This is a genomic window from Bradyrhizobium sp. WSM4874 (assembly GCF_055811835.1).
The window spans coordinates 277,064-295,648 of sequence record NZ_JBVVPR010000001.1 but is presented as its reverse complement, the minus strand read 5'-3'; the positions used below and the strand labels follow the sequence as shown (position 1 = coordinate 295,648).

Sequence of the window (18,585 nt, the reverse complement as noted above, 5' to 3'; positions counted from 1 at the left end):
TGCCATCTCCGGTAGATCGCGCGGCACCGCAATCCGATGGTAGCAGGGCACGCCCAAAAGGCATGGCCAGGGAGATGCGTCATGAGGCGGATAGTCGTGGTCTGCCTATTGCTGCTCGCGGCAAGCCCGTCGCAGGCGCAAGAGGTCATCCGGCTGGCACGCATCGCCGATATCCCCGATCAATATGTCGGCGGCGAGATGCTCCGCGCGGTCTATGCCAGGCTCAACATCAAGCTCGAATTCGAGGATGTCCCCGGCAAGCGCGCGCTCGCGCTGTCGAGCACCGGCGAGGTCGACGGAGAGGTCCAGCGGATCGGAACGCTCTCTCGCGACTACCCGACGCTGATCCAGGTGACACCTGCGATCAATTACATCGAGCCCGCTGTCTTCACCACGAAACTGCAGTTCGACGTCGCCGGCTGGAATTCAATCAGGAACTACAGCATCGGCATCGTACGCGGCGTCGGCTCGTCGGAAGCCGGTACGCGCGGCATGACCCGGGTCACGGCGACCACAAGCCTCGACAACATGGTCAAGATGCTCGATGCCGACCGCTTCGACGTGATGGTCGCCGACCTCTTCAGCGGGTTGGCTGCGGTGAGGAAACTCAATCTCCAGGCCAGGATCCATCCGCTCTCACCGCCACTCGAGCGCATCAGCATCTATCACCATCTGCATGAAGGGCATCGCGATCTCGTGCCGAAGGTCGGAAGGATGATCGAGCAGATGGAGGCGAGCGGCGAACTCGCCCGGTTGCGGGAATCCCTGATCAAGCAGGTGCTGAGCGGGATGTGACAAGCGGTCAGCTCGTGCGAGGCCGCTCCCGCACCGCTACCGCGGCGATCAACAGCCCGACGCACCAGGCCATGGCGGCCCGCGGCGGCTCGCTGCCGAGAAGCACGGTGAAGATGCCCGCAAGCAGGCATGGCGCGATCGCCTTGCCGGACCTGCTCGCGAGCGAAAACAGAAACGGCATCGCGGCGATCGATATCTGCACGGCGTTCATTGTCGCACGCTGTTTCGCAAGCGTTGGGCTTAGAAGCCGCAAACGTTCATTGCGCGCGGGCGCTTGCCGCGCCGGCTTTCGACGATGCGCTCGCCGCCGCTCTCGGCCGAGCTGCCATAATAGCGGTGGTGGCCGCTCTGGTCGTGCAGATCCGCCGGGTCCGACTTTCCCGCCCGACGCGCGTCGCAGATGATCTTGATGGTCGACATGGCCGCCTCCGAAGTGTTCTTGGTGGCAATCAGTCGCGCCGATTTCGGACGGCGTTCACATCTTTCGGCCGCAATCGGGTTTCGGGAATGTTTCGTCGCCGCACGCCGCGACGCAATATTTTCCCAAACCCCATTGTCGGCTGCGACGGTGGTGATACGTCCTTCGGACGCGCGCAGCGAAAATCAACGAGGTGACGATGCTTTACGCCATCCTGGCCTATCACGTGGAAGACGAGATCTTGTCCTGGACCCCCGAGAAGGACGCCGCGGTCGTGGCCAAAGTCATCGAGGTTCAGGCTCCCCTCCGGGCAAGCGGGCACTTTGGCCCAGCCGCCCGCCTGGATGAGACCCGAAAGGCCCGCACCTTGCGTGGCCCCGGCGCGGGCGTCGTGCTGGACGGCCCGTTTGCCGAGACCAAAGAGCAGCTTCTGGGCTTCCACCTCGTCGAATACGACACGGACGAGGAGGCGATCGCGGCCGCGCGGACGCTGCGGCAGGTCAATCCGTCAGCGGTCTACGAAATCCGCCCGGTCAAGCTTTACGTGCCGGCCGACGGGTTCGGCGCGACGCCTTCCGGCGAATGAACGGCAGGCCTACTTGTCCGTCCCGGTCGGCCCGATATAGAAGCGCTGGATCAGCAGCCCGCCGAAGGCGATGAACCACACGAACGGCGCGACTTGCGGCGCGAACGCCGCAACGACGGTGCCCGGGATGAACACCAGCAGCGGAAACAGCGAGGCCATGATCTCGTGGCGCCAGCCGCCCAGGATCCTCCACCACAGCCAAGCATTGAGGCCGGCGATCGCAGTCAGGTGCAGGCCGTAGAGCACGGCGACCGCACTGCTCCTGGGGTAGTTGGTGTAGAGGCCGTTGGTCACCGGCAGCAGCACGATCGATAGCAGGAAGAACAGATTGAGGATCACCGCGCCGCGGCTGCCGACGGGCTGGCGCGCCAGCCGCCGGTGATGGCTGATCCAGAACACGCCGGCGATGATGAAGCTGAGCGCGAGACCCGCGAGCTTGCCGGAATAGACCCGGGCGAGATCGTTCCAGTCGGGCGCGCTGGTGAACACCGCAGCCTTGGGCAGGTCGTAGGCGAGCAGCGTCATGGCGACGCCAAAGATGGTGTTGCTGAGCGATTCCAGCCGTCGCATCTCGAACTGGTCGGATTTGAGCTCGGTCATGCCGGGGCGCGCTCTTTTCGGAATGGAACCTTGGGCCGTCTTGTCCCTAGGTCTTAACATCGGTCCCGTCCAGACGCATTGCGATTCGCAGCGGGATCGCCGACTCTGGCTGTTTCACCGGGGCGATTCGTGGCGACATATCTGGACACGCTCAATGCGGAGCAGCGCCGCGCCGTGGAGCATGGCGTGGCCGATGGTGCGACCGTGGGCGCGCCCCTGCTCGTCATCGCCGGTGCGGGCTCCGGCAAAACCAACACGCTGGCCCATCGCGTCGCGCACCTGATCGTCGCGGGCAGCGATCCGCGCCGCATCCTCTTGATGACGTTCTCGCGCCGCGCCGCGGCCGAGATGTCCGGCCGGGTCGAGCGCATCGCCCGAAAAGTACTCGGCGAGAACAATGCCGCGATCATGCGCGACGCGCTGAGCTGGGCCGGCACCTTCCACGGCATCGGCGCGCGGTTGCTGCGCGAATATGCCGAGCGGATCGGCGTCGATCCTGCCTTCACCATCCACGACCGCGAGGATTCCGCCGACCTGATGAACCTGGTCCGGCACGAGCGCGGATTGTCGAAGACGGAGAGCCGCTTTCCCGCCAAAGGCACTTGCCTGTCGATCTACTCGCGCTGCGTCAATGCCGAGATGGAGATCGAGAAGGTGTTAGGGGCGCACTATCCCTGGTGCGCGGGCTGGACGGCCGAGCTGAAGGGCCTGTTCGCGGCCTATGTCGAGGCCAAGCAGGCCCAGCACGTGCTCGATTACGACGATCTCCTGCTCTACTGGTCGCAGATGATGAGCGATGCGCTGATCGCGGAAGAAATCGGCGGCCGCTTCGATCATGTGCTGGTCGACGAATATCAGGACACCAACCGCCTGCAATCCTCGATCCTGCTGGCGCTGAAGCCGGACGGACGCGGCCTCACCGTCGTCGGCGACGACGCGCAGTCGATCTATTCGTTCCGCGCCGCCACTGTTCGCAACATCCTGGATTTCCCGCAGAGCTTCTCGCCCCGCGCCGAGATGATCACGCTCGACCGCAATTACCGCTCGACGCAACCCGTGCTGGCGGCGGCCAACGGCGTCATCGGCCTGGCGCGCGAGCGTTTCACAAAAAATCTCTGGACCGACCGTACCTCCGCGCAAAAGCCGCAGCTCGTCACCGTGCACGACGAGACCGACCAGGCCCGCTATATCGTCGAGGAGGTGCTGGCCAACCGTGAGCAAGGCGCGCTCTTGAAGCACCAGGCGGTGCTGTTCCGGACGTCCTCGCATTCGGGTCCGCTTGAGATCGAACTCACCCGCCGCAACATCCCCTTCGTGAAATTCGGCGGCCTGAAATTCCTCGATGCCGCGCATGTCAAGGACGTGCTGGCGCTGCTGCGCTTCACCGAGAATCCGCGCGACCGCGTCGCCGGATTTCGCATCCTGCATCTGTTGCCGGGCATCGGACCTGCGACGGCGCAGCGTGTGCTCGACCAGATGGCGGAGAGCTCCAATCCGCTCGCCGCGCTCGGCCAGCTCCCGGTGCCGCCGCGCACCGGCGCGGATTGGACCGGCTTCGTCCGCACGATCGAAAATTTGCGCTATTCGGAATGGCCGGCCGATCTCGAACGCGTGCGGCTCTGGTACGAACCGCATCTCGATCGCCTGCACGAGGATTCCGAGACGCGCCGCGCCGATCTGATGCAGCTCGAGCAGATCGCGAGCGGCTATGCCTCACGCGAGAAATTCCTGACCGAGCTCACGCTCGACCCGCCGGATGCGACCAGCGACAAATCCGGACCACCCTTGCGCGACGAGGACTATCTGATCCTCTCCACCATCCACTCCGCCAAGGGCCAGGAGTGGAAATCGGTATTCGTGCTCAACGTAGTCGACGGCTGCATGCCGTCGGATCTCGGCGCCGGCACCAGCGCCGAGCTCGAAGAGGAACGCCGCCTGCTCTATGTCGCGATGACGCGCGCCAAGGACGATCTGCACCTCGTGGTGCCGCAGCGCTTCTTCGTCCACGGCCAGGCCGCCAAGGGCGACCGCCACGTCTACGCCTCGCGCACCCGCTTCATCCCGGAGCAGCTCGTCTATCTGTTCGAGCGTACTGCCTGGCCGAAGGCCGGGGCAAGCGCAGCGCGCACTGCCGCGCAAGGCCCGAAGGTCGACATCGGCGCTCGGATGCGGGGAATGTGGCGGTAAGACACAAGAGGCTGGTGTCGGGGCCTGTCAGGATAACTGGAACAACAGAGGTCCGACATGAAAGCGGTCGTCGTCGAACAATACGCGCCCATCGATCAAATCGCCCTGAAGGACGTTCCGTCTCCGCGCATCGAGCCCGGACAGCTGCGCGTCCGGGTAGAGGCCGCAGGGATCGGATTTGTCGACGGCTTGAAGATCGAGGGGCGCTATCAGACCAAAGATCCCCTGCCCTTTATACCCGGAACTGAATTCGCAGGGATCGTGGACGAAGCGCCCGGTGCACCGGGCGGCTATCAACCCGGCATGCGCGTGATGGGGATGACGCGCTCGGGCGCGCTTGCCGAAGAGATCGTCGTCACCCCCGAAGCGCTCTATCCCCTGCCGGACGGCGTCGCGGCCGAGGTCGCCGCCTCGTTTCGTGCCAATTACCCGACAGCCCTCTATGCGCTGAGTGCGCGCGCGTCGCTCAGCGCAGGCGAACAGCTCCTGGTGCTGGGCGCAGCCGGCGGCACGGGAATCGCGGCTGTCCAGATTGGCAGGCTGCTCGGCGCCCGTGTGATCGCAGCGGCATCGACACCAGACAAGCGCGAGTTCGCGCGACAGCACGGCGCCGATGCTGTGGTTGACTACACGCAGATCAACTGGCGCGATACGTTGAAGGAATTAACCGGAGGACACGGCGCCGACGTGATCTTCGACCCCGTCGGCGGCGAGGTCTCGGTGCAGGCCTTTCGCTCCATCGCCTGGCGCGGACGTCATCTCGTGGTTGGCTTTGCTGCCGGCGCGATCCCCGCGCTACCGTTCAATCTGCCGCTGCTGAAGGGCGGCGCCCTGCTCGGCGTCGACCTCGCGCAGCTTCCGATCCGCGAGCCCGAGGTGCAGAAGCGCCTGATGTCGGAGCTGGCGGCCTGGTTGGCCGAGGGCCAGCTGAAGCCTGTGGTCGGTCGCGTCTTCGCGCTGGATGATTTCCGGGAAGCGTTCAGGACCATGCAAACGCGCGGGGCGCTTGGCAAGATGGTCGTGCGCATCTCGAAATAGGCCGCACCGGCGCGCGGGATGTGGCGGCAGCTAAGCGTTCAGCCGGTCGAACTGGACCTTGCCTGCCTTCATCACCAGCGGAATGTGCTCGCCCTGGCCGAGCAGGCAGGCGACATCGCGGAGTGGGTTGCCGTCGACCACCAGCAGGTCCGCGATGGCTTCCGGCATGATGCGGCCGAGCTTGCCCTCCATGCCGAGCACCTCGGCGCCGACCAATGTCGCGCTGGCGATGACGGCGTGCGGACCGAGAATCTCTGCGCGGATACGGAATTCGTCGCTCTGGAGCCGTTGGGACGGCCCAAGCAGGTCGCTGCCAAACCCCGTCTTCACGCCCGCATCGCGGTAGATCGTGAGCGAACGCAGGCCGGCGTCGCGCACATCGGCGATCTTGGCAACGCTTTCGGGCGGCAGGCCATATTGGGCGCCCTCGTTGGCCAGCGCCTCGTAGGTGACGAGCGTCGGCACCACATAGGCGCCCTTCTCGGCCATCAGCTGCGCGGTCGGAGCATCGACCAGGTTGCCGTGCTCGATGGTGCGTACCCCGCAGCGCACCGCGCGTTCGATGGCAGCAGCGGTGTAGGCGTGGGCGAGCACATAGGTCTGACGCCCGCGCGCCTCCTCGACGATGGCGCGGATCTCGTCCTCGGAGTAGCCGAAGGCGCCGACCGGATCGGTCGGTGAAGCGACGCCGCCTGAGGCCATGATCTTGATCTGGTCCGCCCCCATCTGGAGCTCCTCGCGCGCCGCCCTGCGCACGCCGTCGACACCGTCGGCAACGCGCGCCAGCGCGCCGACACGCACGCAGCAGGGGCACGGTGCATCGCTGGCGAGGTAATCCGAACGCGCCCGCATGTCGCCGTGCCCGCCGGTCTGGCTGAGCGCACGTCCCGAGACGAACAGCCGCGGACCGTCGGTGAGTCCGGTCTCGATCGCCTGCTTCAGCGCATGGCCGGCGCCGCCGGCGTCGCGCACGGTGGTGAAGCCCCGCCGCAGCATGCCGCGCAGCAGCAGCGTCGAGCGCAGCGTCACCAGCACGTTCGGCATGTGCACCTGCTGCGCCAGGTTGAGCTCGACGGCGATCGCATGCACGTGTAGGTCGATCAGGCCGGGCATCAGCGTCTTGCCCTTCAGATCGATGGTGCGATCGGCTTCGGCCTGGAGCGGCTGATCGGAGACCTCCTTGATCAGATTGTCCTCGACCAGCACATGATGTCCCTCCAGGAGGTCCGGCTGAAGCGGATCGAGCAGAGCGGCGTTCTTGAAGAGCACACGGGACATGACGACTTCCTGTCTTATCAGGTGAGCAACGCGGGCAAGGCGAGCTGGGCGAATGGAAGGCACGCAGCGACATCGTCCTCGCCGTACCAGCCTGCCTCATGGAGCAGATTGAGCGAGCCGAGCGTGCGCCCGCACCAGCGCACGGGCATGTTGAGCACGCTTTCGCAGCCGAGCGAAGCGATCAGCTCGTGATCGGAAAACACCTCGCGCAGATCGTCCCGGGTGCGGCCGATATAGGCCTCGCCGCGGTCGAGCACGGCCTCGCTCCACGGTCCCGGCGCCAGGCGTTTGCGTCCGCCCGCGGGGTAAGGTCCGGGGAGATTGGAATACACCCGCGCTGCTTCCCTTGTGTCGTCGTCATAGGTCAGGATCGTGAACAGCTTGTGCCCGATCGCCGATTTCAAGGCGTCGTCCAGCGCCGAGTACAGGGCATCCGGCTGATCCGCCCTGCCCTGCGCGGCCGCCACGGCGCAGAGCAGCGGATCGGACCGGCGTTTCGTCTCCCTCATGCGACTTCACCCGCCGCAATCTCTTCCAGCGAACGGCCGCGCGTCGGCACCCCCATCAGCACCACGGTGAGCGCGCCTAACAGCAGTCACCGCAGGCGCCGTGGGTTCGAGGACCGGCTGCGGCAGGACGCGGCCTTGGCTCGCAAAACCGGCCTCGATCCTGTCCAGCACGGCTTCGGCTTCCTTCTCCCGACCCCGGCTTTCCAGCCAGCGCGGCGATTCCGGAAGCGCCCTGCGCCACCACAGCAGCATGACGACCGGCACCGCGGTGATCACCAGAACGATGCGCCAGCCGTTCTCATAGGCGGGCACGATGAAATAGCCGAGCAAGGCCGCCGCGACGAAACCGAAGGAGAAAAATCCGGCCAGCGCGCCGGTAAAGCTGCCGCGGTAACGCCTTGCGACGAATTCCGCGAGATAGGGCGCAATGATTGCGCTCTCCGCGCCGGTGCCCATGCCCGCGACGACGCGGGCGGCGAAGAAGGACGACCAGTCATTCACCGCCGCGCTGACGATGGATGCTACGCAATAGAGCGCCAGCGCCGACATCATCACCGCACGACGGCCGATCAGGTCACCCAGCGTGCCCGCCAGCAGCGCGCCGAACAGGAAGCCGATATAGGTGCTGCTGCCGAGCACGCCGATCTGCACGCTCGACAGATTCCAGGTCGTGCGCAGCACCGGCAGGATGAACGCCAGCACGGCTGCGTCCATCGCGTCGAACATGTAGCCGAGCCCGCCCATCAGCAGCAGATGCCCGTGGAAGCGCGCGAATGGAAGGCGCTCGATGCGCGCCGAGATCATCGACATGAAAGTCCCCTCGTGTCTGGCGGCCCGGCACACCGCTCGTCTCTGGGGAACCATAGACAAAGAGATATTATCGTCATAATTTATAATCATGATCTAGTACATCACCGTGGTGAATGTTCTGTCGTTCCGAAAGCTCGACCTCAACCTGCTGAAAGTCTTCGAGGCCCTGATGACCGAGGGCAGCGTCACGCGCGCGGCCAACGCGCTTCTGATGACGCAGCCGGCGGTCAGCAACGCGCTCGCACGCCTGCGGGACGCGCTCGGCGATCCCCTGTTCGTCAGGTCCGGCACCGGCATTCGTCCGACCCAGCGCGCCGTGGTGCTGTGGGAGCCGATTGGCGAAGCGCTCGAAACCGTCCGCGGCGCGCTCGACGAGCAGGTGTTCGATCCGCGCCGTGCGCAGACCGAATTCAGCCTGTCCATGTCGGATTATGTCGCTTCGCTGGTGATGCCGAACCTGCTGAACCATTTCGGCAGTGTCGCGCCGAAGGCGCGAATCCATACCGTCCCCAACACCGTCGTGGAGATCGCTGACCAGCTCGAGGACAATCGCGTTGATTGTGTGTTGAGCGTCTATGTCAACGAAGCACAGCAGCCGGCCGCCATCCGCTCGCGCTCGCTGTGGACCGTCGACTACGCCTGCTTCATGCGGCGCGGTCATCCCCTCGCGACGATGAAGCGGCTGAGCACGCGCAGCTTCCTCAACGCGGGGCATGTCGATGTGAGCCTCGCCGGCAAGACCTTGCCGTCCTACGACCTCTTCCTCGCCTCGCGCGGGCTGTCGCGCAACCTGGTTGCGACCGTCAATCACTACAGCGCCGCCTACGAGGTCGTGCGCCAGTCCGACCTGATCGCCGTGCTGCCGAGCGATCTGCGCTCGCAATCCCGGCACGCGCCGTTCCTGCACGCGATGCCGCTTCCGCTCAAGGCGCCGCCGCGCATCGTCAGCCTGTTCTGGCACCAGCGCAACGACACCGTGCCGGCGCAGCGCTGGCTGCGCGAGACCCTGGTCGAGATGTTTGCCAGGTCTGACTGAAGCCGCGGGCGCAAGGGCTGTCACGATGAAAATGCGGAAACCATGGGTTTCTAGAAGCAGTATGGTTGCAGCGGTCTTCACTGCCTAGCTGCAACGCAAAGCAATCCCCCCACATTGACAGACGCGCATGCCGCGCCCGCAGAGATCTCATCAATGACCGCACCGCTCGAATTCGGACTGGACACCTTTGGCGACGTCACCAGGGACGCCTCCGGCGCGATGCTTCCGCACGCGCAAGTGATCCGCAACGTCGTCGACGAGGCGGTGCTCGCCGACGAGCTCGGCCTCGACTTCATCGGCCTCGGCGAGCATCACCGCGCCGACTTCGCGATCTCGTCCCCTGAGACCGTGCTGGCCGCCGTCGCATCGCGGACCAAGCGCATCCATCTCGGCTCTGCCGTGACCGTGCTGAGCTCGGATGATCCGATCCGCGTCTTCCAGCGCTTTGCCACGCTGGACGCGCTTTCGAACGGACGCGCCGAGGTGATCCTTGGTCGCGGCTCGTTCACGGAGTCCTTTCCGCTGTTTGGCTTTGATTTGGGCAAGTACGAAGAGCTGTTCGAGGAGAAGCTCGATCTGTTCGCAGCACTGCTGTCGCAGAAGCCGGTGACCTGGGAAGGCAAGCTGCGTCCGCCGCTCAAGGGTCAGCTGGTCTATCCCCCGGTCGAGAACGGCACGTTGAAGACCTGGATCGGCGTCGGCGGCAGTCCGAAATCGGTGGTGCGCGCCGCGCATTACGACCTGCCCTTGATGCTCGCGATCATCGGCGGCGATCCGGCGCGCTTCGCGCCCTTCGTCGATCTCTATCACCGCGCGTTCAAGGAATTCGGCCGCCCGGCCCAGCCGATCGGCGTGCACTCGCCCGGCTATGTCGCCGAGACCGACGAACAGGCGCGCGAGGAACTGTGGCCCGACTACAAGGCGATGCGCGACCGCATCGGCAAGGAACGCGGCTGGCCCCCGATGGGCCGCGACGAGTTCGTGAGCGAGGCCGAGCACGGTTCGCTCTATGTCGGCTCGCCGGAGACGGTCGCGCGCAAGATCGCCAAGACGGCAAAGGCACTCGGCATCTCGCGCTTCCAGCTGAAATATTCGGCGGGCCCCCTGCCGCATGAGAAGCTGATGAAGAGCATCGAGCTCTACGGGCGGAAGGTGGTGCCGATGGTGCGGGAGATGATGGGGTGAGGCGATCGGATCCGCTTCAGTCCGTCTTCGCTTTCGCTCACCAAAGTCTCTTCTTCGCGAAGGCGTGGCCCGAACCGGACTTCAAATAGCGTTCGAAGGCTCTAGCCTTCTCGATGTCGGAAAAGGCCACATAGGTCACCAGTCGCCACGGACCGTACTTGGACGTGTGCGGCGATTTACCCGCGTTGTGATCGGCTAGCCGCTGCTTGAGATCCTTCGTCAGCCCGATATAGCGTTGGCCCACGGAAGCTTCGCTCTCCAGAAGATAGACATAGTGCATGACGCCGCCCTCCTTCGCCCAGGCTTCGGAGGGCATCCTGCTTCGCGCAGTGAAAGGCTGCAAATCCTGCGAAGCGCGTCAGCGCGAAGCAGGATGGTGGGGGAGGCAGGACTCGAACCTGCGAAGCCATAAGGCGGCTGATTTACAGTCAGCTCCCTTTGCCACTCGGGACACTCCCCCGCTCGACGGCAGCACAATCGGGCCGGACCTTGCCGGCGACCGAAGACGGCCATGGAACGTGAAGGCCGCGACAGCCCGGATGGGGGCGCGACCGGGCGCGGTTATCGGCGAAGCGGTGGGGTAAAGTCAACCGAGGCGAACAGCTAAAATCGCCCCCGAAGCCACCCAAATTGCCATATTCGGGGACCCGTGACACAAGCGAGCCCATGAAGGATCGAAAATTCAACCCCAGGGGCCCCCGCGGCGGGTCTAAGCCCTTCAACAGGCCCGGAAAATCGGCCGGTCGGCCGGCCCGGCGCGATCGCGATTCGGATACCGACGGGCCTGTCATCCTCTATGGCTGGCACACCGTCACCATGGCGCTCGCCAACCCCCAGCGGCAGATCCGCAAGCTGACCCTGACCGAGAACGCCGCAAGGCGTCTGGCGGACGAGAACATCGCAATCCCGGTCACGCCCGAGATCGTCCGGCCCCAGGAGATCGACCGGCTGCTGTCGCCCGACGCCGTGCACCAGGGCCTGCTCGCGGAGGCCGATCCCCTGCCCTCGCCCGACATCGAGGATTTGGAGCAGGACGGCATGGTGCTGGTGCTCGACCAGATCACCGATCCGCACAATGTCGGCGCCATCCTGCGCTCGGCGGCAGCGTTTGCGGTGAAGGCGATCGTCACCACCGCGCGCCACAGTCCGGAAGCGACCGGCGTGCTGGCCAAGGCCGCCTCCGGCGCGCTGGAGCTCGTCCCGATGGTGACGGTGCAAAACCTCGCCCGGGCACTGACCACGCTGAACGAGCTCGGCTTCCAGACCGTCGGGCTGGACAGTGAAGGCAGCGCGGATCTCTCCGAGGTCACCCTGCGCGAGCCGCTCGCGCTGGTGCTGGGCGCGGAAGGCAAAGGCCTGCGGCAATTGACGCGCGAGACCTGCAGCGTCGTGGCGCGGCTCGACATGCCCGGAGAGATCAAGAGCCTCAACGTCTCGAATGCCGCCGTGCTCTCGCTCTATGTCGGCGCCAGCCGGCTCGGGCTGATGAAGCGGTAACAAAGCAAAACAAAACGCCCGTCCGCATCGCGGACGGGCGTCTCGTTGGCTCAACCGATCAAGCGATCAGTAATAGCGGCGCAGCACGCGGTGGCCGCCATAGTACGGCGCATGGCGCGGAGCGTAGCCGTAGCGCGGACCGTAGCCGTAATGCGTGCGCGGCAGATAGCCGGCGCGCGGGCCGTAGCCGTAGCGATACGGACGGTAATACGGGCGGCGGTAGGGATAGGCGGCCGGCGCTTCGACCGCGGCGGCGCGATAGCCATAGCCGTTGCCGTAACCATAGCCACGGCCGTAGCCGTAATTGGCGGGCGCAACCACCGCGTCCTCACGATAGGTCGGATACGGCGCGAAGGCCCCCGGGCCGGTATAGGTCGGGCCCTGGTTGACGTGATAATATTGCGTGGTGGGCTCGGCGAGACGCTCATAGGCGCCATAACCGTAGCCGTAGCCGGCCCCATAACCGCCGCAGCCGGTGTTGCAGCCGGAATAGACCGGCGCGACCGGCTGGCACGGATTGAAGCCGCAGGCCGCGGCGGGCGCGGTAGCCACGAACATCGCGGCAGCCGCCACGACCAGTCCCGAAATCATCTGACGCATTACTCTCTCCTGTTGATTTTCGTTTGTTGTTTTCGTTTCTTAACCCGGCGGCCTGCCGGGCATCTCTGCACGCGGCCGCGGCCGAGGACGCCGCGGATAGTCGTTGATCTCAGGCGCGAGGATCACCGGCGGCGGATTGACGGGCACGTCCATCTGCGGCGGCAGCGGCGCCGATTGCGCGCCCCAGCTCTGGTAATAGCTCTCGGCGGGCTTGGGCATTTTGCGGTTCGCGGGCGGCTCGACCTCGAGCCGCCCATAGCCGGGCCGCAGGCCCAGCGTCGGGTAGTAATGGCCGACGTCGGCGGGCTGGCGCTCGGCGACGTAACGTCCGCCATAGATCGTGGGCTGCACCTGGACGTTCTTCCCCAGGCCCCAGGTCCCCTCGACCACGGCATAGGACGCGTCGATGTTGTTGATGATGATGGGCACGCCCGGGCGGCCGGGGACGACGATATCGAAGCCGCCGCCGGCAAACGCCGTCGCGGGCAGTCCGATCAGAAACGCAGCGAGCGCAGATGCGCGCATGAGGGGATCCCATTTATTCGGCGACAACCTACCCGATAGCGACGCAGAGAGGGTTAAGGCCCTCTCACCAATTGCTGGTAAGCCTAATGTGTAAGGATTGCGCGCCGCTCAAATGCTGCAAGGCGAACTAGCGAAGCATTAACGCCGCCGGACGGTGCAGTCGGGAACCATGGTGCGTGCTCACTTCCGTTTGAATATCGCTGACGAAAATCCACGGGTTTCAGCGGAACGTCCGGCGTCTTCGGCGTTTAGCCCCCGTCAACAAAACGGGAGCCAAACAATCATGAATATCAAACTTCTCGGAGCCACGGCGATTGCGGCGACCCTGGTGACAGGCTCTGCCATGGCGCAGGCCGTGATCACCAATCCGGGCCGGTGCGCGGCGCAATTCCCCAACGCCAACTGTCAGAACGTCGGACCGGGAAATCCGTACACCGATAGCGGCTATCGGCATCGTCGCGTGTCCTATCGCCAGACCAACAACGGCGATTGGAATAACGACTGGAACAGGAGCCGCACCGGCTTCTGGCCGACCGACGTAGCCACTGGCGCGGTCGGAGCAGCCGCCGGCGTGGCCGGCGCAGCCATCGGGACTGCGGGCGCAATCGCAACCGCCCCGTTCCGTGCCACGAACGACGCCTACGCCTACGACAATGGCTGGGATAATTCGTGGAATAATTCTTGGGACAACCGCGGCTGGGACACCCGCACCTACGCCCAGCGCAACGGCTTCGTCTGCACGCCCGGCACCTGGTTCAAGGGCCAAGACGGGCGCCGCCACATCTGCCAGTAAGGCGGTTGAACCGAACGCGACTGATCAGGCGGCCTTCGGGCCGCCTGATTCATATCTGCAGGGGGATCGCGGGTTCTGGCACTTTCCGGGCAAGTCTGGTATTGCGGCGCGCACGGGCGGACAGCCCCGGCATACGCCGGCCCTGCCCCGTTTTTCAGGCGTCGCCGGCTTAGCTCAGCGGTAGAGCAGCGGTTTTGTAAACCGAAGGTCGGGGGTTCAATCCCCTCAGCCGGCACCAGCGTTTACAACAGCTTATCCCTGATTTGTAGCCCCGACCTATCTCAGCTCATCGCCGCAGATAGCTTCTTGGGCTACGCTGGGCTACACTAATGCAACAGGACCCCACGGAAGCCCCAACATCTATTTTGAAGACCCTAAAGATATGAACCGAATACGGGACGACAACTCGCCGACGTGCAACAGCTGCTTGGCGCAAACGATGCCTCGAAACTCAGCGAACGCGGGCTGAGATGCTCCGCAAGCACCGTGAGCCCGATGGCCCCAAGCGCGATGTCGAACTCGCCGTGGAGAAGAACTTGGCTACGGCATAGATTGTAGTGAGCGACGTACAGCGCGACGGCTGCAACGTGGTTGTCAAGCTTCTTGCTAAAAGCCGTTCGTTAATCGCATGAACCGACGCGAGGCCAGGCACAGCGAAAGGTGCTGGCGCTCGACGTAGGAGGTCGAAACGTACTGGTCGGGTCGCCCGATACTACGTCACGGCTTACAGCTACTACGGCGGCGGGCGAGTACCGGCCCTGCGTTTCCTTTACCAGATGCGTTACACGATCACGCCATGTGAGGCATTCGGGCCAAAGGCGTCGCGGATCGCTACGCGTTAGGGGTGGAAGCCGTCCGTCGAAATCTCAGGCTGACCAATAACCCGGTTGCGGAGGTCGCGTAGGAAGTCTCCAAAGTACTTTCGTCGCTCCGCTTGCCAACGCCCCAGCTGATGATTGCCTTCTGCGTTCCGGCGATGCCGATGAAAACATACTGATCGCCCTTGGCGTTAATCTCGTGGCACTGGACGTTCTTTTGCATCTTGCCAACGAAGCTCCACAACTCGTCAAGCTCAAGGCAAGGCGCTCGGTGCGCACGCCGACCATGATGCGGTCGTGCAGCTCCATGCAGCCCATGCCGACGCACAGGGCCAGGCTGGCAACGTTGGCGCGGGTATAAGACCATTCCCAAACTCAACTTAGGCCACTGGCGACGGCACTCATTTTTTCAAAAAGAACAAAACAAGAACAAACCCAACCGGATGCAAGCTTCGTGCGCCTCTTTGTCGGGACAACATTGCGCTCGCCTGCTGAGGGCAAACTTTCCGGTGCCAGACTGGCGCCGCCGTGGCTTCGGATCAGGCAAATTTCCGGCTTGCCAACCGCGGGTATAGGGAACAGGGCATGGACTAACGCAAGCGGGAGCATAAGCGATGCCCAAACAACCTCCTGGCAGCAAGATCAAACCGACCCATACGCAGGACACGAAGCGCTCATACTTGAAGGGCGGATGGTTGCTACTGGCGCGTGCGCAGAAGAAACTGACCAGGCCGGGCGACATTATCGATGCCCTCATGCATCTGTTTTCCGATCCCACACTCGTGCTCCGGGCGGCAACAACGCGGCAGTACAAGCAGCAGGTACGTGCGGTCATTGAGTACAAGCTCAATAAAGGAGAACTGGCCCATGATCGCGCAGTGTCCGGCCTCGCCGACCTGACGACTCTGCTGAAGGACCGCCGCGGCCCCTGCCGGAAGCGTACATCAGGAGCGAAACTCAAGGCGCCGACCAAAGCGGAATACCTCCAGATTTGCAGTGATTTCAATCGCCGCTGGAGGCTCGCCGGCGGGCTGGACGAGACCGATACCGTTCTGTCCCTGATGATCGCCCTCGGCCCCTACCTCGGGCTCCGTCCCCAGGAATGGCTAAACACGACGATCCTTGGCGACAAAATGATTGTTGCCAACGCGAAATCAACCAACGGGCGATCGGCAGGCAAGACCCGCACTATTCTGCTCGACAACTTTCCGGAGGGTATCACGCATCTAGTAGAGCAGCTGATCGCCGGGCTTCGCCGCCTTTTCTATGGACTGGAAGAAAACTGGAGGCGGCTCCTCGGGCGGCTTGGCGAGAGGCTGGCGAGGGTTTGTGCGCGGTTGGGCATCCGTAGGTGGTCGTTGTACACCACACGGCACGTAGCCATGGCTAACTGGAAGCGCGCCGGCTTCGGCGCCGCGGAGATCGCGGCCCTAGCTGGACATATCTCGATCAAGACAGCCCGCAATCATTACGCGGGCGGCCGCCATGGTTGGACGGCCAAATTTGCTTGCGCCCGGCCAGACCCCGATCTGACGGCCTTGATCTCGTTGCGTAACAATACGACGCTCATTCGCCCGGCAGTCGCTGTCAGGGCCGAGACCAGCAAACGAGAGGTTATCGATGCGACCGCGCCGGTCGAACGTCCATTGATCGCTAATTTGAACCAGCCCCGCCCGGATGACCCAACCGCAGCGGGTGAAACGCTGACGCCCCGTGGCAATGACAACTCCGACGAGGGGCTTGGGTTTGGCATGCCTTAAAGGAATTCGCCATCTCTGTAGGACGCTAGTCAACTGGGCTCGGAGTGGCGGCCGTGATCGGAGACGCGCAAGGCAGGGGCCGCGCAGATTCCGCGCGTAGGGGCGCGTGAAACAACGCCAATCGCGAGAGCACAGTCACGATCCGCCTGGCCGATTTGCAATCTTTTCTAGCGACCAAACGTTTTCGGCTCCCGACCCAACCTCCGCACGAAATTAGCGACGCCTCCTATGGCGGAATTCGCGCTATCGATCTGAAGACCGGCAGGACGCTGTGGGATCGTCCGTTGGGTGAAGCCCGGACGAACGGCCCGTTCGGGATCCCGTCGATGTTGCCGATCAGAATTGGGACGCCAAATAATGGCGGTGCCGTCGTGACCGCCGGCGGCCTGATCTTCATCGCAGCGACGACCGACAATGTGATCCGTGCCATCGACATTAAGACCGGAAAAACCATCTGGAAGGACGTGCTTCCTGCCGGCGGCCAGGCCACGCCGATCACCTATGAGGCCGACGGCCGCCAATACCACGCGATCATGACCAGCGGTCATCATTTCATGGAGACGCCGATCGGCGATTCCTTGGTGGCTTAAGCTTTGCCGGCAAAATAGATGTCATCGAGACCCCGACCGGTGTCCGTTTCGATTCGCCGATCCGAGAAGGTCCCATCAACTCGCCAGCATCACAATGAAACAGCGCCTGGCGATCTAGCCCGTTCGCATATTCCCGTCTTCCTGAGCGACTATTTGGAGGCGAGCTTAATCCGAACTCCCTGACCGGACTTCTCGTCCGGAAAAATGAATTCTATGCCTGCTTTCTCGAAGCCAGATCTGATGGCCTTCAGGGCATTCCTTCGGCGCAGATCTTTGGAGGAGAGGTCGTCCTCGGCTTCCAATTTCGAGATCGTCCGCTGGCTGAGCCCTGCCAATTTGGCTGCTCCTGCCTGATCGAGACCGAGCAGTCCCCTTGCTGCACGGATCATCGCCGACGTCAGCATCTCCTCCCGGTCCAACTCCGTCACCGAATCGCTCCTCAGGGTGCGATTAAGGTTAACACGGCTGGATCGGAGTACCTCGGCATGAAAACGTTGCGGCCTCCTTAATTCGTGCTATAGTAGCACGATTGTCAACCAAAGGAGATCGTTACATGGAAGTTGAGTCGCTCAGTGAGTCCATTTCCGAGGCCGCGCTCGCGCGCAGCGCTCGAACGCTCGTTGCCAACGCCGTCGCATCGGCTTTCAATGAAGACCCGGTGATCGGCCCGGATCTCAGCCGAGCGATCTCGGTGGTGGGCTCCGTCGTGAAGCGCCACGGCCTTTTGCTCCAGAGCACGACGGCCAATGCGCTCGCCGCCAGCGGCCGGTTCGACGTCCTCGTCGACATCGCGATCCCGATCGTCGACGCCGCCAGCGAATTGCTGCTCGCCCGCAATGCCGCGGAAGACCTTGCTCGGATCAATATCCGGGCCGACGCGTCTGCCGAGCGCATCGTCACGGTCGATCTCGTGGTGGTTGATCCGGAGGTGGGCTGGGCCGGCGTCTACGACTTCAAGCGGGGCAATGGCCCGGTCGACGGCCGCACCCGGCGGCCGACCGAGCATGACTTGAGGGCGGCGGGCATGGTGCTGTCCAGCTATCTCGCGAAGCGAGGCTACCGCAATATCTTGCGCGTCACGGCGGGCGTGATCGACTACTACGGGAACACCGGCTTCACCAAGGACTTCAAGATCGGTCGCGAGGAGCTCGATTCGCACTTCGAGGTCCCGGTCCGTGAGACGCTGGACACGGTCACCTCGTGCCTTCGCAAGGCGCTGCTCGCCGAACTGCCGCACCTCTTCTCCACCGTCATCGAGGGGGTTATCCGCGAGAACGCCAAGAAGGATGAGACGACCTGCGGCATCGGGCTGATGCCCGATCTTGATCCGTTGCGGGCCGAAGCGCCCGTCGTTCATTTCGCCAACGCGCGCCCGACCGGGCCGGGACCGCGCAAACCGGCCGTGACCGCCAAGATCGGCGCGGCTTAATCCATCGGCGCCGCCGACGGCCCGTCGGCGGCGCTAATCAAACCCGACGGAAGTGGACGTCCAAGACATGACTGACAACACCAATGCGCCCGCGTCCAATGCTCGGCATGAGGATGACCGCCGAGTTGACG

Annotated in this window: 21 protein-coding genes and 2 tRNA genes; 12 read left to right on the top strand and 11 right to left on the bottom strand. The window is 64.0% G+C overall.

Features of this window, described 5'->3' with window-relative positions; translation table 11 throughout:
* Positions 1 to 81 precede the first annotated feature (81 nt).
* On the top strand, positions 82 to 795 hold the full coding sequence (locus tag AC0L3P_RS01400; protein WP_473300840.1) for a substrate-binding periplasmic protein: 714 nt from the start codon (positions 82 to 84) through the stop codon (positions 793 to 795).
* Positions 796 to 802: 7 nt separating this feature from the next.
* Here AC0L3P_RS01400 and AC0L3P_RS01395 read toward each other — a convergent pair whose 3' ends face one another.
* On the bottom strand, positions 803 to 1,006 hold the full coding sequence (locus AC0L3P_RS01395; protein WP_473300839.1) for a hypothetical protein: 204 nt from the start codon (positions 1,004 to 1,006) through the stop codon (positions 803 to 805).
* Between the two features lie 29 nt (positions 1,007 to 1,035).
* Positions 1,036 to 1,215, bottom strand: a complete 180-nt coding sequence (locus AC0L3P_RS01390) for a hypothetical protein (RefSeq protein WP_473300838.1) — start codon at positions 1,213 to 1,215, stop codon at positions 1,036 to 1,038.
* A gap of 197 nt (positions 1,216 to 1,412) precedes the next feature.
* Between AC0L3P_RS01390 and AC0L3P_RS01385 the strand changes: the two genes are divergently transcribed.
* Positions 1,413 to 1,799, top strand: a complete 387-nt coding sequence (locus AC0L3P_RS01385) for a YciI family protein (RefSeq protein WP_007611703.1) — start codon at positions 1,413 to 1,415, stop codon at positions 1,797 to 1,799.
* Between the two features lie 9 nt (positions 1,800 to 1,808).
* Here AC0L3P_RS01385 and AC0L3P_RS01380 read toward each other — a convergent pair whose 3' ends face one another.
* Positions 1,809 to 2,399, bottom strand: a complete 591-nt coding sequence (locus AC0L3P_RS01380) for a TMEM175 family protein (protein WP_473300837.1) — start codon at positions 2,397 to 2,399, stop codon at positions 1,809 to 1,811.
* Between the two features lie 129 nt (positions 2,400 to 2,528).
* On the opposite strand from AC0L3P_RS01380, the gene AC0L3P_RS01375 reads away from it, so the two are divergent.
* Together AC0L3P_RS01375 and AC0L3P_RS01370 are read left to right on the top strand one after the other, a co-directional pair.
* Complete coding sequence (locus AC0L3P_RS01375) at positions 2,529 to 4,586, top strand: ATP-dependent helicase (RefSeq protein ID WP_473300836.1); 2,058 nt, start codon at positions 2,529 to 2,531, stop codon at positions 4,584 to 4,586.
* A gap of 57 nt (positions 4,587 to 4,643) precedes the next feature.
* Complete coding sequence (locus AC0L3P_RS01370; protein WP_473300835.1) at positions 4,644 to 5,624, top strand: NADPH:quinone oxidoreductase family protein; 981 nt, start codon at positions 4,644 to 4,646, stop codon at positions 5,622 to 5,624.
* A 30-nt stretch (positions 5,625 to 5,654) separates the two neighbouring features.
* Here the strand turns inward: AC0L3P_RS01370 and AC0L3P_RS01365 are convergent, their stop codons facing one another.
* The 3 genes from AC0L3P_RS01365 to AC0L3P_RS01355 are packed head-to-tail and all read right to left on the bottom strand — an operon-like array spanning position 5,655 to position 8,221.
* On the bottom strand, positions 5,655 to 6,902 hold the full coding sequence (locus AC0L3P_RS01365) for a metal-dependent hydrolase family protein (protein WP_473300834.1): 1,248 nt from the start codon (positions 6,900 to 6,902) through the stop codon (positions 5,655 to 5,657).
* A gap of 17 nt (positions 6,903 to 6,919) precedes the next feature.
* Positions 6,920 to 7,411 (bottom strand): GAF domain-containing protein, encoded by a 492-nt coding sequence (locus AC0L3P_RS01360; RefSeq protein WP_473300833.1) that lies wholly within the window; start codon positions 7,409 to 7,411, stop codon positions 6,920 to 6,922.
* Positions 7,412 to 7,417: 6 nt separating this feature from the next.
* A complete protein-coding gene (locus tag AC0L3P_RS01355; protein WP_473300832.1) occupies positions 7,418 to 8,221 on the bottom strand; it encodes an MFS transporter in 804 nt (267 codons plus the stop codon).
* A 106-nt stretch (positions 8,222 to 8,327) separates the two neighbouring features.
* Between AC0L3P_RS01355 and AC0L3P_RS01350 the strand changes: the two genes are divergently transcribed.
* Positions 8,328 to 9,257: a LysR family transcriptional regulator gene (locus tag AC0L3P_RS01350; protein WP_342761018.1), complete on the top strand. Its 930-nt coding sequence runs from the start codon at positions 8,328 to 8,330 to the stop codon at positions 9,255 to 9,257.
* Positions 9,258 to 9,410: 153 nt separating this feature from the next.
* Positions 9,411 to 10,442, top strand: a complete 1,032-nt coding sequence (locus AC0L3P_RS01345; protein WP_473300831.1) for an LLM class flavin-dependent oxidoreductase — start codon at positions 9,411 to 9,413, stop codon at positions 10,440 to 10,442.
* Between the two features lie 37 nt (positions 10,443 to 10,479).
* Here AC0L3P_RS01345 and AC0L3P_RS01340 read toward each other — a convergent pair whose 3' ends face one another.
* Both AC0L3P_RS01340 and AC0L3P_RS01335 read right to left on the bottom strand, forming a co-directional pair.
* Complete coding sequence (locus tag AC0L3P_RS01340; RefSeq protein ID WP_473300830.1) at positions 10,480 to 10,722, bottom strand: GIY-YIG nuclease family protein; 243 nt, start codon at positions 10,720 to 10,722, stop codon at positions 10,480 to 10,482.
* Positions 10,723 to 10,816: 94 nt separating this feature from the next.
* Positions 10,817 to 10,902 (bottom strand) — tRNA-Tyr (locus AC0L3P_RS01335).
* Between the two features lie 206 nt (positions 10,903 to 11,108).
* Here AC0L3P_RS01335 and rlmB point away from each other — a divergent pair.
* Positions 11,109 to 11,939, top strand: a complete 831-nt coding sequence (gene rlmB, locus AC0L3P_RS01330) for a 23S rRNA (guanosine(2251)-2'-O)-methyltransferase RlmB (RefSeq protein ID WP_473300829.1) — start codon at positions 11,109 to 11,111, stop codon at positions 11,937 to 11,939.
* Positions 11,940 to 12,005: 66 nt separating this feature from the next.
* Here rlmB and AC0L3P_RS01325 read toward each other — a convergent pair whose 3' ends face one another.
* Together AC0L3P_RS01325 and AC0L3P_RS01320 are read right to left on the bottom strand one after the other, a co-directional pair.
* The gene (locus AC0L3P_RS01325) at positions 12,006 to 12,539 is read right to left on the bottom strand and encodes a hypothetical protein (RefSeq protein ID WP_473300828.1); all 534 of its coding nucleotides are present in this window, start codon (positions 12,537 to 12,539) and stop codon (positions 12,006 to 12,008) included.
* A 39-nt stretch (positions 12,540 to 12,578) separates the two neighbouring features.
* Complete coding sequence (locus tag AC0L3P_RS01320; protein WP_354209192.1) at positions 12,579 to 13,064, bottom strand: hypothetical protein; 486 nt, start codon at positions 13,062 to 13,064, stop codon at positions 12,579 to 12,581.
* 283 nt (positions 13,065 to 13,347) lie between these two features.
* Here AC0L3P_RS01320 and AC0L3P_RS01315 point away from each other — a divergent pair, with 283 nt between their 5' ends.
* The 4 genes from AC0L3P_RS01315 to AC0L3P_RS01300 all read left to right on the top strand — a co-directional run bounded on the left by AC0L3P_RS01315 (position 13,348) and on the right by AC0L3P_RS01300 (position 17,025).
* Positions 13,348 to 13,857 carry a hypothetical protein gene (locus tag AC0L3P_RS01315; RefSeq protein WP_354058666.1) on the top strand — a complete coding sequence of 170 codons (510 nt, stop codon included), beginning with the start codon at positions 13,348 to 13,350 and terminating at the stop codon, positions 13,855 to 13,857.
* A 163-nt stretch (positions 13,858 to 14,020) separates the two neighbouring features.
* Positions 14,021 to 14,095: transfer RNA gene (locus AC0L3P_RS01310), tRNA-Thr, on the top strand.
* Positions 14,096 to 15,289: 1,194 nt separating this feature from the next.
* Positions 15,290 to 16,435 (top strand): site-specific integrase, encoded by a 1,146-nt coding sequence (locus AC0L3P_RS01305; protein ID WP_275168205.1) that lies wholly within the window; start codon positions 15,290 to 15,292, stop codon positions 16,433 to 16,435.
* A gap of 155 nt (positions 16,436 to 16,590) precedes the next feature.
* Positions 16,591 to 17,025, top strand: a complete 435-nt coding sequence (locus AC0L3P_RS01300) for an outer membrane protein assembly factor BamB family protein (RefSeq protein ID WP_473300827.1) — start codon at positions 16,591 to 16,593, stop codon at positions 17,023 to 17,025.
* 149 nt (positions 17,026 to 17,174) lie between these two features.
* On the opposite strand, the gene AC0L3P_RS01295 is transcribed toward AC0L3P_RS01300, so the two are convergent.
* Positions 17,175 to 17,453 (bottom strand): helix-turn-helix domain-containing protein, encoded by a 279-nt coding sequence (locus tag AC0L3P_RS01295; RefSeq protein WP_275168207.1) that lies wholly within the window; start codon positions 17,451 to 17,453, stop codon positions 17,175 to 17,177.
* A gap of 125 nt (positions 17,454 to 17,578) precedes the next feature.
* Between AC0L3P_RS01295 and AC0L3P_RS01290 the strand changes: the two genes are divergently transcribed.
* Complete coding sequence (locus tag AC0L3P_RS01290; protein WP_275168208.1) at positions 17,579 to 18,454, top strand: hypothetical protein; 876 nt, start codon at positions 17,579 to 17,581, stop codon at positions 18,452 to 18,454.
* Positions 18,455 to 18,585: the final 131 nt, after the last annotated feature.